16 protein-coding genes and 1 pseudogene are annotated in these 14,543 nt (G+C 71.5%); 6 read left to right on the top strand and 11 right to left on the bottom strand.

Annotation, left to right across the window (positions count from 1 at the left end; genetic code table 11):
• Nucleotides 1-86: 86 nt before the first annotated feature.
• Both ACFY1E_RS11955 and ACFY1E_RS11960 read right to left on the bottom strand, forming a co-directional pair.
• A pseudogene (locus ACFY1E_RS11955) lies at nucleotides 87-944 on the bottom strand (DUF6397 family protein); the annotation flags it as partial.
• A 126-nt stretch (nucleotides 945-1,070) separates the two neighbouring features.
• Nucleotides 1,071-1,484: a roadblock/LC7 domain-containing protein gene (locus ACFY1E_RS11960; RefSeq protein WP_344398966.1), complete on the bottom strand. Its 414-nt coding sequence runs from the start codon at nucleotides 1,482-1,484 to the stop codon at nucleotides 1,071-1,073.
• 93 nt (nucleotides 1,485-1,577) lie between these two features.
• Between ACFY1E_RS11960 and ACFY1E_RS11965 the strand changes: the two genes are divergently transcribed.
• Nucleotides 1,578-2,006 carry a PPOX class F420-dependent oxidoreductase gene (locus ACFY1E_RS11965; protein ID WP_389074374.1) on the top strand — a complete coding sequence of 143 codons (429 nt, stop codon included), beginning with the start codon at nucleotides 1,578-1,580 and terminating at the stop codon, nucleotides 2,004-2,006.
• A gap of 25 nt (nucleotides 2,007-2,031) precedes the next feature.
• Here ACFY1E_RS11965 and ACFY1E_RS11970 read toward each other — a convergent pair whose 3' ends face one another.
• From ACFY1E_RS11970 to ACFY1E_RS11990, 5 genes are all read right to left on the bottom strand, one after another.
• A complete protein-coding gene (locus tag ACFY1E_RS11970; RefSeq protein WP_115914234.1) occupies nucleotides 2,032-2,637 on the bottom strand; it encodes an ATP/GTP-binding protein in 606 nt (201 codons plus the stop codon).
• Between the two features lie 63 nt (nucleotides 2,638-2,700).
• Nucleotides 2,701-3,114: a DUF742 domain-containing protein gene (locus ACFY1E_RS11975; RefSeq protein ID WP_389074377.1), complete on the bottom strand. Its 414-nt coding sequence runs from the start codon at nucleotides 3,112-3,114 to the stop codon at nucleotides 2,701-2,703.
• A gap of 22 nt (nucleotides 3,115-3,136) precedes the next feature.
• On the bottom strand, nucleotides 3,137-3,574 hold the full coding sequence (locus ACFY1E_RS11980; protein ID WP_389074379.1) for a roadblock/LC7 domain-containing protein: 438 nt from the start codon (nucleotides 3,572-3,574) through the stop codon (nucleotides 3,137-3,139).
• Entirely contained in the window at nucleotides 3,571-6,093 is a 2,523-nt protein-coding gene (locus ACFY1E_RS11985) for a nitrate- and nitrite sensing domain-containing protein (protein WP_389074382.1), read from the bottom strand. The genes ACFY1E_RS11980 and ACFY1E_RS11985 overlap by 4 nt, the downstream gene beginning before the upstream one ends.
• A gap of 43 nt (nucleotides 6,094-6,136) precedes the next feature.
• Nucleotides 6,137-6,913 carry an MHYT domain-containing protein gene (locus ACFY1E_RS11990; RefSeq protein WP_389074384.1) on the bottom strand — a complete coding sequence of 259 codons (777 nt, stop codon included), beginning with the start codon at nucleotides 6,911-6,913 and terminating at the stop codon, nucleotides 6,137-6,139.
• A gap of 153 nt (nucleotides 6,914-7,066) precedes the next feature.
• On the opposite strand from ACFY1E_RS11990, the gene ACFY1E_RS11995 reads away from it, so the two are divergent.
• Nucleotides 7,067-7,666, top strand: a complete 600-nt coding sequence (locus tag ACFY1E_RS11995; protein WP_389074387.1) for a class I SAM-dependent methyltransferase — start codon at nucleotides 7,067-7,069, stop codon at nucleotides 7,664-7,666.
• Between the two features lie 3 nt (nucleotides 7,667-7,669).
• Here the strand turns inward: ACFY1E_RS11995 and ACFY1E_RS12000 are convergent, their stop codons facing one another.
• Nucleotides 7,670-8,425: an alpha/beta fold hydrolase gene (locus ACFY1E_RS12000; RefSeq protein WP_389074915.1), complete on the bottom strand. Its 756-nt coding sequence runs from the start codon at nucleotides 8,423-8,425 to the stop codon at nucleotides 7,670-7,672.
• A gap of 123 nt (nucleotides 8,426-8,548) precedes the next feature.
• Between ACFY1E_RS12000 and ACFY1E_RS12005 the strand changes: the two genes are divergently transcribed.
• Complete coding sequence (locus ACFY1E_RS12005) at nucleotides 8,549-9,073, top strand: PadR family transcriptional regulator (RefSeq protein WP_389074389.1); 525 nt, start codon at nucleotides 8,549-8,551, stop codon at nucleotides 9,071-9,073.
• Here the strand turns inward: ACFY1E_RS12005 and ACFY1E_RS12010 are convergent.
• On the bottom strand, nucleotides 9,059-9,955 hold the full coding sequence (locus ACFY1E_RS12010; protein WP_389074392.1) for an oxygenase MpaB family protein: 897 nt from the start codon (nucleotides 9,953-9,955) through the stop codon (nucleotides 9,059-9,061). The genes ACFY1E_RS12005 and ACFY1E_RS12010 overlap by 15 nt on opposite strands.
• A gap of 98 nt (nucleotides 9,956-10,053) precedes the next feature.
• On the opposite strand from ACFY1E_RS12010, the gene ACFY1E_RS12015 reads away from it, so the two are divergent.
• From ACFY1E_RS12015 to ACFY1E_RS12025, 3 genes are all read left to right on the top strand, one after another.
• A complete protein-coding gene (locus ACFY1E_RS12015) occupies nucleotides 10,054-10,350 on the top strand; it encodes a hypothetical protein (RefSeq protein ID WP_389074394.1) in 297 nt (98 codons plus the stop codon).
• 136 nt (nucleotides 10,351-10,486) lie between these two features.
• On the top strand, nucleotides 10,487-11,341 hold the full coding sequence (locus ACFY1E_RS12020) for a hypothetical protein (protein WP_389074396.1): 855 nt from the start codon (nucleotides 10,487-10,489) through the stop codon (nucleotides 11,339-11,341).
• Nucleotides 11,342-11,745: 404 nt separating this feature from the next.
• The gene (locus tag ACFY1E_RS12025; RefSeq protein WP_389074399.1) at nucleotides 11,746-13,137 is read left to right on the top strand and encodes a tannase/feruloyl esterase family alpha/beta hydrolase; all 1,392 of its coding nucleotides are present in this window, start codon (nucleotides 11,746-11,748) and stop codon (nucleotides 13,135-13,137) included.
• Nucleotides 13,138-13,141: 4 nt separating this feature from the next.
• Here the strand turns inward: ACFY1E_RS12025 and ACFY1E_RS12030 are convergent, their stop codons facing one another.
• Nucleotides 13,142-13,324, bottom strand: a complete 183-nt coding sequence (locus ACFY1E_RS12030) for a hypothetical protein (RefSeq protein ID WP_030931554.1) — start codon at nucleotides 13,322-13,324, stop codon at nucleotides 13,142-13,144.
• Between the two features lie 131 nt (nucleotides 13,325-13,455).
• Nucleotides 13,456-14,511: a fatty acid desaturase family protein gene (locus ACFY1E_RS12035; RefSeq protein ID WP_389074401.1), complete on the bottom strand. Its 1,056-nt coding sequence runs from the start codon at nucleotides 14,509-14,511 to the stop codon at nucleotides 13,456-13,458.
• Nucleotides 14,512-14,543 lie beyond the last annotated feature (32 nt).

Here is a 14,543-nt window from a genome sequence, read left to right on the forward strand (position 1 = left end):
GCCACAGCCGTGGAAGGCATGGGCGCGCCGTGTGCCACAGCCGGGGACAGCAAGGGCGGCCCCTGCGCCACGGCCCCCGACGGCATGGGCGATGTGTGTGCCGGCGCCGGCAGGGCGGGGCGTTCCTGGTCTCCTGCTACCGCCGACCACGGCCGGGCAGTCGGCCGCGGCGCCGGCTGCAGGGCGCGCGCGTGGCTGACTGCCTGTGCGAGATCGGCCCGCAGCCAGTCGATCTCGTCCGGGTCCTCCGCCATGGTGAGGGTCTCGGCCAGGTGCGCGGCCGCCGAACCCGGTGCGCCGTGCGCCTGTGGCCTGGGCCGGAACCGGTTCAAGTGGACGCGCTCATACGGGTCCTGGACGATTTCCGCGATCTGGACGGCGTCAAGGAGGGAGGCAACGGCCGCAGCACACGCCCAGGGATGGTTGTCGGCCCGCCTCAGCAGGAATCCGAGGTGTCGCGAGCGCCAGTTGCGGGGTCGCAGATCAAGCCCCTCCAAGAGCTGCTCCCGCGCGCCGGAGGGCGTTCGGCCCTGCAACAGCGGTGCATTGTTCTCGTCGGCCGCGAACTGCCGTAGCTCTTCGGCCAGATAGAGCCAGACCACGGCCCGGTACCGGTTCAGATAGAACTTGACGGGCTTGACCACGCCGAGCCGGGCCAGCCGCGTGAACTTCCCGGGCGTCACCTGCAGAAGGGCCGCTCCCTCCTTCGTGCCCACGGTTTCGATGCGTTGCTTCAGGGACTCGGGGAAGCCGTCCTCGGCGTGCAGCCGCTCGATCTCGGTGTGGGAGATCCGCCGGCCTCCGCCCCCTTCGTCGGGCAGGGTGCGGATGCATCCGAGGTCCACGGCGAGGTCGAACTCGCCTCGCCTGAGACCCAGTTCACGCGCCGCACGGCTCGGCGTGCAGGAGGTGCTGTGCGGTTGTGTGACGGTGCTGCCTGACATGGCCCATCTCCCCCGTGGAGTAGGTGGCCCGCGCCGTTCGCGCGGCCTCGGAAAAAACCGTAGCCGCTTCGCCGGATCTCGTGGCAAGCCTGTGGATAACTCCACGGGAGAGGGAAACCGTGCAGGTCAGGCCTCTGTGGTCGGGGTCCGCTCGGGCTGCCTGGCCTCCACGCCGAGGTGTTCGCCGACACGGTTGACCAGCAGGGTCATCTCGTAGGCGATCTGGCCGATGTCGGCCTCCGCACCGCTGAGCACGCACAGACAGCTGCTGGCGCCGGCGGCGGTCACGAACAGCACCGCGTCGTCGAACTCGACCATCGTCTGGCGCACTCTGCCCGCGCCGAAGTGGCGTCCCGAGCCCTTGGCCAGGCTGTGCAGTCCGGACGAGACGGCGGCAAGATGCTCGGCGTCCTCGCGCCGCAGCCCCGTACTCGCTCCCGTCACCAGGCCGTCGTTGGACAGGACCAGTGCGTGCCGTACGTGTTCGACGCGCTCGGTCAGGTCGTCCAACAGCCAGCCAAGTCCCTGATTCTGCACCATGATCCGGTCTCCCCGCGTGATGACTCCCCCTGGCCGGAGGATCTCCACGCCAGCCTTCACCACGACCGCGGCGCGGGCAAGGAGGATAGGGGCATGGCGCAGAAGATGACCGACAAGGAATGGCGGGACTTCGTCTCGCACGGTACCCGCACCGGAAAGCTGGCGACCGTCCGGGCCGACGGCAGTCCGCACGTGACCCCGATCTGGTTCGTGCTCGACGGGGACGACGTGGTGTTCAACACCGCGAGCACGAGCGTGAAGGGGCGCAATGTCGTGCGTGACGGCCGGGTCGCGCTCTGCGTGGACGACGACCGGCCGCCCTTCGACTTCGTCGTCCTGCAGGGCCGCGCCCGGATTTCGGAGGACCTCGACGAGCTCAGGCAGTGGGCCGCCCGTATCGGGGCGCGCTACATGGGCGAGGATCGGGCCGAGGAGTTCGGAGCCCGCAACGGGGTGCCGGGGGAACTCCTCGTCCGGGTCACGATCGACAAGGTGCTGGCGGAGAAGGCTGTCGCGAGCTGAGCGGGGCGCCCGCCCGGATCGTCCGTCAGCCGACCGAGTCGAGGAGCCGGGCGGTGTGCATCCGCCCGGCGTACTCGACGAGCCGGATCAGCACTTCCTTGCCCGAGTCGCGGTCACGGGCGTCGCACAGCACCACGGGTGTTCCCCGGTCGAGGTCGAGGGCGCGTGAGACGTCCTGGGCGCCGTAGGTGCGGGCGCCAGTGAAGCAGTTGACGGCGACCACGAACGGGATGTGCCGGTGCTCGAAGTAGTCCACCGCCGGGAAGCAGTCCTCCAGGCGCCGGGTGTCTGCGAGGACCACGGCACCCAGGGCTCCTTGCGACAGTTCGTCCCACAGGAACCAGAAGCGGTCCTGGCCCGGTGTGCCGAAGAGGTACAGGGACAGGCCGGACCTGATGGTGATGCGTCCGAAGTCCATGGCGACGGTCGTGGTGACCTTCTGGTCCACGCCGTCGGTGTCGTCCACCAACTGGCCTGCCTCGCTGAGCAGTTCCTCGGTGCGCAGCGGCCTGATCTCGCTGACCGCGCCCACCAGGGTGGTCTTGCCCACGCCGAATCCACCGGCGACCAGGATCTTCAACGCCAGTGCGGCCGTCTCGCCGTCCTGCGCGTCGGAGTGCTCGGAGACCATCGATCACTTCTCTCGGGAGTACCGGGTTGCCCCGTACGGGACCGGGTGGTGGTGAACTGACATCTACAAGGCCCGTAGCCCTGCGATCACCTCGCGCAGAATCCGCTCGTCAGGAAGCTGCGCGGGCGGTACGGGACGGCTGACGGTGACGCAGCCGAGTTCCAACAGGTCGCCCAGGAGTACCCGGACCACGCCCACGGGCAGGTCGGCGCCCGCGGCGAGTTCGGCGACGGACTGGGTCTCGGTGCGGCACAGGTCGATCAGGGCCCGGTGTTCCGGCCCGAGCCCGGTGTCCTCGTCGACGCCGGGTGCGCCCGAGTCCAGGGTGACCAGGGCGATCAGGTCGAAGCGGACCCCGGTGGGGCCGGGCCTGGTGCGTCCGCCCGTCATGGCGTACGGGCGGACGAGGGGCCCGGCCTCGCCGTCGTACCACTGGCTGCCCGGCTCGGGAGGGGTGCCGGTGCTGTCCGCGTTCATGTGCGCGCGCCACCCTCGCGTCTCATCGGGCGGCCGGCGGCCGCGCAGCGACACGGGTCGGCGTGTACAGGTGCTCGCCGACGCGTTTGACCAGTCGTGCCATCTCGTAGGCGACCAGGCCGATGTCGGCGCTGACGGCGGTGAGTACGGCGAGGCAGGAGCCGTCGCCCGCGGCGGCCACGAACAGGAAGCCGTCGTCCATCTCCACCATGGTCTGGCGCACCCCGCCGGCGCCGAAGTGCCGTCCCGCGCCCTTGGCCAGGCTGTGGAAGCCGGAGGCCACGGCGGCGAGGTGTTCCGCGTCCTCGCGGCGCAGGTCGGAAGAGGCGCCCACGGCGAGTCCGTCGTTGGAGAGCACCACGGCGTGCCGTACTTCGCTCACACGCAGCACCAAGTCGTCCAGCAGCCAGTCGAGTTCCCCGGATCGCCGGTCGGCGCTGGTGCTCGGGTCCTGGATCATGCGCGGTCTCCTTCGCTGCTGTCGCTGCGCGGTGTGGGGTCCGGTCCCACGCCGCGGCCGGGTTGCCTGCCGCCGCCGCGTTTCCAGCCGTCGCGGTAGGCAGCCATGCGATCCCGCACGATCTCGGGGGTACGGCGGTCGTCGCGGGCGGAGGCCTGCGGGTGGGCGGGCTCCTCGGGGCGCTGTTCGCGCAGTTGGGGGGCGAGACTTGCCTGGCGTACGCGGCGGGGCAGGTCGTCGGACTCTTCGGTGTCCTCCGGGGGACGGTGCAGGCGCAAGGTGGTGACTCCGGGGGGTGGGGTGTCGGACGTCGTGTCCACCGCGACCGGTGCGTGGGCCACCAGCGCCGGCCGACCGGTCGTCGCCGGGACGGAGTCCTGGTGCGGGGCGCCACCGGGCACGCGCGCGTACTCGCGTTCCGTCGGCCGCTGCGGGTCCGCTGCCTTGCCGGGGGAACGTTCCGCCGCGCCGCCGTGCAGCAGGGCGGTGGGCAGCAGGACGACCGCGGTGGTGCCGCCGTAGGGGGAGGTGCGCAGGTGCACCTTGATGCCGTGGCGGGCCGCGAGCCTGCTGACCACGAAGAGGCCGAGCCGGTCGCTGTCGAAGAGGTCGAGGGCCTCGGACTGTTCGATGCGACGGTTGGCCTCGGTGAGGGTTTCCGCGCCCATGCCCAGGCCGCGGTCCTCGACCTCGATCACATAGCCGTTGCCGACGGGTTCGCCGATGATGCGCACGCGCGTGTGGGGCGGCGAGAACTGGGCCGCGTTCTCGACGACCTCCGCCAGGAGGTGGGTGAGGTCGGCGACGGCCGAGCCCACGACGGCGGCCTCGGGGAGCTGTCGCACCTCCACACGCGCGTAGTCCTCGACCTCCGACACGGCCGCGCGCACCACGTTGGTCAGCGAGACCGGCATGCGCCAGGCCCGGCCGGGTGCCGCTCCGGAGAGGATGATCAGGCTCTCGGCGTGGCGCCGCATACGGGTGGTGAGGTGGTCGAGGCGGAAGAGGTCGCTGAGCTCGTTCGGGTCGTCGGAGCGGCGCTCCATGCTGTCGAGGAGGCTCAGTTGGCGGTGCACGAGGACCTGACTGCGGCGGGCGAGGTTGACGAAGACCCCGGAGATGCCGCTGGCGAGTTCGGCGCGCTCGACCGCGGCGCGCAGGGCGGCGCGGTGGACCGTGGTGAGGGCCTCGGCGACCTGTCCGGTCTCGTCCTCGGCGGGCGGTCCCGGTGGGGCCTCGGCCTGGATGTCGATCTCCTCGCCGGCCCGCAGTTTCCGCATGGCCTCGGGGAGGTTGCGGCGGGCGATCTCCAGGGCGCTGTTGCGCAGGCTGACCAGTTCGACGACGAGGCCGCGTCCGATGCGGACCGAGATGACGAGCGAGGCGGCCACCGCGGCGAGGCCGAGGAGCACGGCGGCGCCGGCCGGGGTGAGCAGGCCGCGGGTGAACGGGTCGGCGCGGTGCGCGACACTGCGCCCGGCGTCCTGTTCGATGGTCCGCATGCCGTCCTGCACGCGCGCGTGCGCAGTGTTCCAGGTGGCTTCGGGTGCGGCGGCGATCGCGCGTCCGCCCGGGGCGGCGGTGAGGATCCGGTCCTCCGTGCGGCCCAGGGCAGCGTAGTCACTGCCCCCGGCGAGGGTGCGCCAGGCGGTGCGCTCGGGGCCGCTCAGGTCGGCGACGGCGGCCTCGGTGAGCGTGCGGCGGGTGTCGACGGCGCCGGTGAACAGCCGCAGCCGCTCGCCGCTGAGTCCACGGGTCAGGCGGGCACCCGAGAGCACCGAGTCCTCCTGGGCCAACGCCTCGCCGGCACGGGAGAATTCGAGGAGCACGCGCGCGTCGGAGCCCAGATCGGCGTCCTGGATGCCGGTGAGCGCGCCGCCCACCGCGAAGGCGCTGTTGATGGTCTTGGTGTACTGCCCGTACGCCGTGGCCCAGTTCACGCGGCGGTCGAGCACCGCGGTGCGCAAGGACCGCAGTTGTTCGGCACCGGTGACGAAGGTCTTGAGCCGCTGGGCCACGCCGGAGGGCAGTTCCTCGCTGTCGGCGACGGTGTTGTGGTCCCCGAGCCGCAGCCCTGCCACGGCCTGGTCGGTGCGGTCCGCGAGCTTCTCGTAGTCGTCGCTGCGTCCGGCCGAGGGGGCGGTCGCGGAGCGCACCGCGGCCGAGCGCTCGGCCTGCAGTGCGGCGACGGCCGTGGCGACCGGGGTGCGGATCTGGGCGTCGACGCGCTGCAACTGCCGTAGCCGGGCGACGTCCTGGGCGGTGCTGACGGTGGCGTAAGCCCACAGGGCCAGCAGTGAGACGACCGGGACCATCAGCAGGCACACGATCTTGGCGCGGACGGTGCGCGGCCGTATCCGCCAGCGGCTCCCGGGCGCGGGTGCGTCGGCCGGCGCCGCGCCCGCGGGCTCGTCCAGGACCTCGTCGGCGGGCGGGCCGGCGTGGGCGCGACGGCCGCGCACGGGAGGCGGGGGCGGCGCCTCTGGGCTGGGGCTGGGGGTCCTACGGGGTGTACGCATGGCCTCCTCGCTCGGGAGTGGTCGGGGGCGGGCCGGGCCGTCGCTAGTGGGCGACGGCGCTCTCGACCGGCCGCTGGGCCGAGGCGGATGCCTCGCGCTCCCCGGTCGTCGGCGACAGCGCGACGAAGGCCGAGGTCAGGAACAGGTAGGAGCCGAGGCCGACGGCGAGGGGGAAGATGAACTGCATCGCCGTGGCGCCGGGCAGCGTGTGGCCGGACGGTGTGACGTGGACGCGTACCGCGAACATCGCGGTGTAGTGCATGCTGGTCACCGCCGCGCCCATGATCAGCGAGGCGACGGTGACGGCGATGGGCGACTTGATGTTGAGCCCCGCCCACAGGGCCGCCGTCGCCGCGACGACGGCGATCAGGACGGAGAGTGCCACGAGGGCCGGGTCGTAGCTGACGTGGCCGTGCAGCCGCACCGCGGCCATGCCCAGATAGTGCATGCTCGCGACGCCGACCCCGGTGGTGAGTCCGCCGAGGAGGAGCGCGCGGGTGCGGTCACGGCTGTAGCCGACGGCGAAGACGCCGGCCCAGACCACGATCATGGCGACGAGCAGGCTCACGATGGTGAGTGGCACGTCGTAGCGAATGTCGGTGCCGCTGACGCCGAAGCCGAGCATGGCCACGAAGTGCATGGTCCAGATGCCGGTGCCGATGGCGGAGGCGGCCGTGATCAGCCAGTTGCGGCGCGAGCGCCCGGTGGCGCCCAGCGCACGGACGGTGCAGCGCAGTCCCAGCGCGGCGCCTATACAGGCCATCACGTACGACAGCACGGGGGTAAGCCAGCCGAAGGTGGCGTGGTCCAGGTGTCCCATGGCCCCGGGACGCTAGTCCTGACAGAGGCGCACCAAGGGCGCGCATTTCGAAAGGTGTTGGAATATGACGCAGAGAGGTACCTGAACGATCGCGCCCCGCTCGAACGTGTGCGCAGCAGCGCCCATCCGTTTCGGTGAGGGATCATGCGAAACATGAGCGACGACCACACACATGTCCAGGATTTCTTCGGCGCCCGCGCTGCCGACTGGGACAGCCGGTTCCCCGACGACGGTCCCGCCTACGCCGCCGCGGTCGCCGAACTCGGCTTGCGCGAGGGTGACCGGGTGCTCGACGCGGGCTGCGGCACCGGGCGGGCCCTGACGCCGCTGCGCGCCGCCGTGGGGCCCTCCGGAGTGGTCGTCGGAGCCGATCTGACCCCCGCCATGCTCCAGGCCGCCGTACGGGCCGGAAGGAGCCATGACGGGCGCCTGCTGCTCGCCGACGTCGCCGCACTGCCGCTGCGGTCCGGGACGCTGGACGCCGTGTTCGCCGCCGGGCTGATCGCTCATCTGCCCCAGCCGTCGGAGAACCTGCGGGAGTTGGCCCGCGTCGTCCGCCCCGGCGGCACACTGGCGCTGTTCCACCCCATCGGCCGGGCGGCACTGGCGGCACGCCAAGGCCGCGAGATCACTCCGAACGATCTGCGTGCGGAGCCCAACCTCCGTCCGCTGCTGGCCGGTTCGGGCTGGCGTATGACCTCGTACATCGATGAGGACGCCCGCTTTCTGGCGCTGGCCGTACGGGAAGGCTGAGCCTCAGCAGCGGCCCGCGACGGCCGCTGCGAAGGCGTCGGGGTTGTCGAACATGACGTTGTGGCCCGCACCGGCCACCGTCACCACCCGCACCCCCGCCGCCTCCAGGGACTGCCTGCCCGCAAGTTCACCGCTCAGCTCGCCCTGCAGGTAGACGCGCTCGATCGGCAGCCGTTCGAGGATGCTGCGCATGACGGGCTCGGAGCCGCGCCGCAGGCCGACGGCCGAGCGGTGCAGGGCACGCGGATCTGCCAGCCGCATGGTCGCCGCCCACAGGGGGCCGATCTCTTCCAGCACGCGTGCGTGCGCGCCGCCGACGAACGCATCCTCCTCGTGGGCGGCGATGCCGCTGCTGCCCGCGGTGGGCGGCGGGAAGGCGTCGAGGTTGGCCTCCGTGAGGACCAGCCGGGCGACCAGGTCGGGCCGCCGGTGGGCGAGCACGATCGCGACGGCGCCGCCCATGCTGTGCGCCACCAGTTCCGCCGCGGTCAGACCGCTCGCGTCCAGGGCGGCGGCCAGGGCGTCGGCGTGCTCCTGGAGGGTGTAGCCGAAGTGTTCCGGGCGGTCGCTGATGCCGTGCCCGGGCAGGTCGACGAACAGGCTGCGCCGGCCGGCGAGCTCGGGGCGGGCCGCGATGTGCGCGTGGTACACGGCCGACATGGAACCCAAGCCGTGCACATACACGCGCGCGGGTTCCTCGCCGGGCGTCTCCGTCCAGCGGATGCAGCTCCCCTTGCCGTCGAACTCGGCCTGCTTCATTGCGTCCTCCCTCATGCGCCGACGGTCACTCTCGACTCACAGGAAGATACCTCGCTTCCGATGTATTGCGGAAGCGATATATGGAGTTGGCGATGTACAGCGTGCGTACGCGAGAATACGGGCATGCTGGAGCTGGCCATCCTCGGATTCCTCTACGACGCCCCGCTGCACGGCTACGAGCTGCGCAAACGCATCACCGCGCTGACGGGCCATGTGAAACCCGTCGCCGAGAGCACGCTGTACCCGGCGATCAAGCGCATGGAGAAGGCGGGTCTGCTGGCGCGCGCCACGGAACCCGGCGCCGTGGCCGCCCCGCGTCACGTCCTGACGCTCACCGAGGACGGCAGAGGCGAGTTGCGCCGGCGGCTCGCCGAACCCGACCGGCGCGACATCACCGACGAGAACCGGTGGTTCACCATGCTCGCCTTCCTGCGCCACCTCGACGACCCTGCGGCGCAGGCGGCCGTGCTCCGGCGCAGGCTGGCCTTCCTGGAGGAACCGGCGAGCTTCTTCTACGAGGGGGACCGGCCGCTGCGCGCCGAAGAACTGGACGATCCCTTCCGCCGCGGGCTGCTGACCATCGCGCGGGCCACGTCCCGGGCCGAACTCACCTGGCTGCGGGAGACGATCGGGTCACTCGACGGCTGATCCGTCGGCACGCCGGACGGGACATCCCCGTAGACCGGGAACCGGGCGGGTGCCCAGCTCGTTCAGCTCGTAGCCGTTCGGGTAGCTCTTGACCTCCCAGTTCTGCCGCGCGTAGTGCGGCGCGCGCCGGGGCGGAAGGAGGCGCACGACACGTCCGCGCGCCCGTACCGCGCGGCGCACCAGTGCGCGGGTGGCGGCGTTCGGGGGCGGGTAGCGGAAGGCGCTCAGGAGGTGGTCGTCGAGCAGGGCGAGCGTCGAAGTGCGCAGGAGGGGGGCGAGCGGGCGCGGGTACCAGGAGGCCATCAGCGCGAGGGTGGCGTCGGAGACGCGGCGCGCGTCCTCGTCCCAGTCGAAGTGGGCCTCTTCATAGGCGTCGAGGCAGGCCTCGAACTCCTCGTAGGACTCGGGAATGTCCCTGATGCCCAGGTACCGGCCCAGGGTGCGGTGGTGGACAGCGGAGGCGACGGTCTCATGGCGCGACAGCCGGCGCCATCCGTACGCGTCGATCCAACGCTTGGGCATCACGACGAAGGTGCACAGCACGTAGCGCATGTCGTCGTTGGCGATGTCGTAGCTGCGGTGCATCTGGTTGATGCGGCGGATCGCCGTGTCGGCCTGTGGGCTGCCGAAGCCGTGCTCCACGACGGCGTCGAGGAGGAGGGTGGTGTCGTCGTAGCGCTTCTGGGTCCGCCGGGTGAGTTCCGACGTCTCGGCGAGCAGCCGCCCGATGCTGGGTACGGCGTAGGTGCGGTACAGGGCCAGCTCGAGGGAACGGGTGAAGTCCCAGGGGAACTCGTAGGCCGCGCTGAGCCGGTAGATCTCGGAGGCGTCCTTGTGGGGGTCCATCCGCCGGATCTGTTCGAGCCGCTGGAAGCGCTTCACCGGAGCCTCCCTCTTCTGCCGCAGGAGGTCCAACTCTACGTTGAACAGCAGGAGATGAACGATCGGCCAGGCAACCACGCAGGGGGAAGGTGGTCAGCATGTTGGGCAGGGTGCGCAAGTCCTGTGCGAGATTTCTCAACGCCGTTCGCGCGGACATCGACAACGGCCGGGACAAACGTACACACAATCTTTTCGAAGCGGCGGCCGCGTATGTCTCGGCGTGCGCGGAGGACGACCAGGACCGGATCGAGGAGGCGGCAGGCTGGGTGTCCCCGGAGGCGCTGTCGTTCGGGGTCAACGAGCTGGCGTGCCGGGCCGTCATTGCGCTCGCGCGGGAGCGCGACGAGTCGCCGAGGACGGTGGCCCGGGCGCTTCTGGGCCTCCCGGCGGCCTGACGCGTCGGGTCAGGTGCGGTCGATTCGCCCCGTCCAGCCGGAAAACTGCAGCTCCGGGTGCACTTGTGAGTCGTGACAAGCTGCTTCCGCTCGCACTAGGGTGCGCGCGATCGGATGAATCGATGGGGAGGCTGGGATGGCCGGGACGGACGAGGACGCCGTCGCCGCCGCGGACGATGCGCTGTATGTGCTCACGGCGGTACTTCTGACGCCGGCGAAGTTCCCGAGCGTGCTGGGCGACGACTATCCGGAAGCCTGCGCGGCACTCGGCCTCGCCCCGCTCGCCGACGGATACGGCCTGGTGCTCGGCCAGGACGGTGACGGCGCCCGGTGGACGGTCGTGGTCGACGACGTGTCGCTGGTCGCCGTCGCGATCGCCTCCTGGGACTGCGGGATGGAATACGACCTGTCGCCGGACGAGCGCTCGGTCGTCGCCGCACTGCCGGGCTGGCCCCTGGCGGTCGCCGTGGCGGCTCCCGGTGTACCCGAGCCGCACGATCCCGACCCCGAGGTGGCGGACGGACCGCCGTTGACGCCACCGGACACCAGCAGGTGGGGGCCGGCTCAGCGGCGCCTGGGCGCCGACGAGATCGCGCTGCAGTGGGCGTTGTGGCGGGAGCAGATAGACGACTCCGCCTTCCCGAGTGCGGACCGGGCCTCCGAGGACGCGAACAAGGAGGATGCTCCGGCCGCGGCGGGCGGGCAGGCGGACGCTCAGCCGGGACACGGCGGGGTCCGGCGGGTGCTCGCCGAGGCGCGCGCGTACGTGGACACTCCGCCGCCCCTCGGCCGCGTCCGGTCGTCATTCGCCCCGGGTGACGCGCGGACCCTGCGTGCCGACGGTCCGGGCTGGTCGCTCGTCGCCCGGACCGACGACATCGCGTTCGTACTGCTCGACGCGGAGCCCGGCGAGGTGCTGCCGGTCGGCCGCGGACCGGAGCTGCCGGGTCTGCTGGAGGCGCTCGAGAAGATGGCCGTGCGGCCCATCTGAGTCAGCGCGGACCGGCGCCCTACAGGCTGTTCTGGCGGGGCGCGCGGGTCCTGACGGGCGCGTCTGGCGCGTGTGCCTCATGCAGCAGGGCAACCAAGGCCTTGGGTGTACGGGCGTGTTCCGCGGCGTCGGCCGGGCGAGACGCCGTCAGGGCAGACTCTGCGACGGCAGGGGCGCGACCATCGGCGCTGCGGTGAAGCGTCCGCCGGGCGGCATGGCACCGATCTCCTTGCCTCGTACGGCACTTCACCCACGGCCCCTGTTCTCAGCCGCCATGTGGCGGGCGCGTTCCATGTGGTCCCAGCCCATGGATGCGGTGGGGGCCTGACCGCACGATGGGGCAGCCGTCGGCGCCCACTCCTTTGCGGGCGCTGTTCCCTGCCGTCCTGCCCCGGAGGTCCGTCATGCGTCCGTCCCGCGGTGTTCCGCTCGCTGCCGCCGCCCTGGTGACAGCAGCCCTCACCTGGCCGGCTCCCGCCCGGGCCACGGCCGTGGGCGAGGATCACTGTGTCCACCAGGAGCGGGTGCACGTGCCGGGCGCCGCCTTCCAGCAGAGCGCCTGTCTGCCCGACCTGACCACGACCGGGCTCGCCGGTACGCCGTACACCGACATGGCTGATCAGGCGGGGCTGACGGCCAGGGCGACCCGTACCCCGTCCGGGGTTCCCGGGGTGCAGATCGACGGTTATTTCCCGGACGCCTCGCACTTCAACACCACGCATGGCCGGCGGCACGACGCGCAGTTCGTGATCCGGTTGCCCGACCACTGGAACGGCGGCCTGGTGGTCACCGGCGCCCCCGGCACGCGCAGGCAGTACGCGACGGACACGGCGATCTCGGACCAGGTGATCGCCCAGGGGTACGCGTACGCGGCGACCGACAAGGGCAACAGCGGTGCCGACTTCTACCGCGACGGGTCCCGGCCCGGTGACGCGGTCGCCGAGTGGAACGCGCGGACCACTCAGCTCACCCGGGCCGCCAAGCGGGCGGTGGCCCAGCGATACGGGCAAGCACCCCGCCGCACGTACATGACCGGCATCTCCAACGGCGGCTATCTCACCCGCTGGCAGCTGGAGAACCACCCGGAGCTGTACGACGGCGGCGTGGACTGGGAGGGCGCGCTGTGGACCGCGGAGGGCCCGAGCCTGCTCACCTCGCTGCCGACGGCGGTGGCACGGACGCTGGGCCGGGCGCGGGACGAGGACCTGTACGCGGTGGGCTTCGCGCATGGCTCGGAGTTTCTGTGGCCGTACCACGAGAAGGCGTACTGGGGCGTCACCCAGAAGATCTACCGCGCCGAGTTCGACCCGGCGTACGACCCCGGCTGCCCCGGCACGTCCGCCGGCAGCACCGCTGAGCAGATCCTGGCGCCCTGCCCCGCCGACGCGGTGTACGACTATGCGTCGCGGCCCGCGTCCGTCCATCGCGCCGCGGCCCGCGTGGCCCTCACGGGGCGCATCGGCCGGCCGCTGATCACGCTGCACGGCGACCTGGACGCGCTGCTGCCCAAGGCCGCCGACTCGGACGTGTACGCGCGCATGGTGGCCGCGCGCGGACGAGGTGCGCTGCACCGCTACTACACGATCCAGGGCGGCACGCACGTCGACGGGCTGTACGACACCTATCCGGACCGGCTGCGGCCGATCCTGCCCTGCTACCGCTCGGCGTTCGACGCGCTGGTCTCCTGGGTGGAGACGGGCACCCAGCCGCCCGCGGACCACACCGTCGCACGGCCCACGGACGGCGATGTGGTCGACTCCTGCGCGCTGGCCGACCGGGCCGATCCCGTGCGGTAGTGCTTCAGCGGCCGAGCTCCTTGCGGGTGATGCGGCGCAGCCTGCGCCGCTGCGAGGGGTCCAGCGTGAGGTATGCGGCGGTCGGGATTCCGAGGACGATCAGGACCACTGCCCAGAAGGGCAGCCAGATCCACAGGAAGAGCCCGAGCGCCACACCTCCTATGGCGATCTTCGCGTTGTTCGACATGTACGTCGCCTCCTTCGCGGCCTGTGCCGCTCTCTGTCCTGAAAACGGGCCCGTGCCTCCCGCGGTTCCGGACCACGACCCTGAGACGTCCCGGAGGTGCGACCCCGACTCGTCCCTGAGAACACTGTCCGTCATTCCGCCCTGAGAGGCTCCCCTACTGCATGCAGGTGACTCAGGGCCTGCCGGTAGGAGTCGACGAGTCCGGTCTCCGCGTAGGGAATGCCCGACTCCCGGCAGTGGGCGCGCACCAGGGGCTGGGCGAGCCGGAGATGGGGGCGGGGCATGCTGGGGAAAAGGTGGTGCTCGATCTGGTAGTTGAGGCCGCCGAGGAACCAGTCGGTCAGGATGCCGCCGCGGATGTTGCGCGAGGTGAGCACCTGCCGGTGCAGATGTCCCCAGCGCTCGCCGTTCGGGTCGGGCATCTCCATGCCCTTGTGGTTGGGGGCGAAGGCCAGTCCCAGGTGCAGGCCGAACAGCGCCTGGTGGAGGGCGGTGAACGCGAGGGCCTTGCCCGGGGAGAGGGAGGTGAGCAGCAGGGTCGCGTAGGCGGCGACGTGGGTCACCAGCAGCAGGCCCTCCACCGCGCGCTCCCGGGGTGTCTGCCGGCGCAGGTCCTGGAAGCCGTGGATCTTCAGGGCGACGCCTTCGAGGAGGGTGAGGGGGAAGAAGAGCCAGGCCTGGTTGCGCGTCAGCCGGCGGCGGAAGCCAGAGCGCTCCGTGGCCTGTGCCCCGGTGAAGACGAGGACGTCGGCGACGACGTCCGGGTCCTTGTCGATGTGGTTGGGGTTGGCGTGGTGGCGGTTGTGCTTGTCGTTCCACCAGGCGTAGCTCATGCCCAGGAGGAGGTTGCCGTGGATCAGGCCGATGACCCGGGCCGCCGACTTGTCGGAGGTTATCTGGGAGTGGCCCGCGTCGTGGCCGATGAAGGCCGTGCGGGCGCCGAACACGGCGAGCAGCGGCGCCAGGAGCAGCGACCACCAGGAATCGCCGGTCAGGACGATGCCCGTGACGATGCCGGCGAGGGCGAGTGCGTTGGTGGCGATGGTGACCGCGTACCAGGTGCGACGCCGTTGCAGGAGCCCCTGGCCCCGGACGGTGCGCAGAAGGGGCGCGAACTCGCTTCCCGCGGTCGGTGCATCGCGCGTTCCCCGAGGGGGCTCGGCTACGGCTGTGGTGGGCTCGGGCATGTCCGGTCTCCGGCTCTGTCGGGCAACGGGCT

Source organism: Streptomyces sp. NPDC001604, assembly GCF_042893475.1.
Lineage (GTDB): Bacteria > Actinomycetota > Actinomycetes > Streptomycetales > Streptomycetaceae > Streptomyces.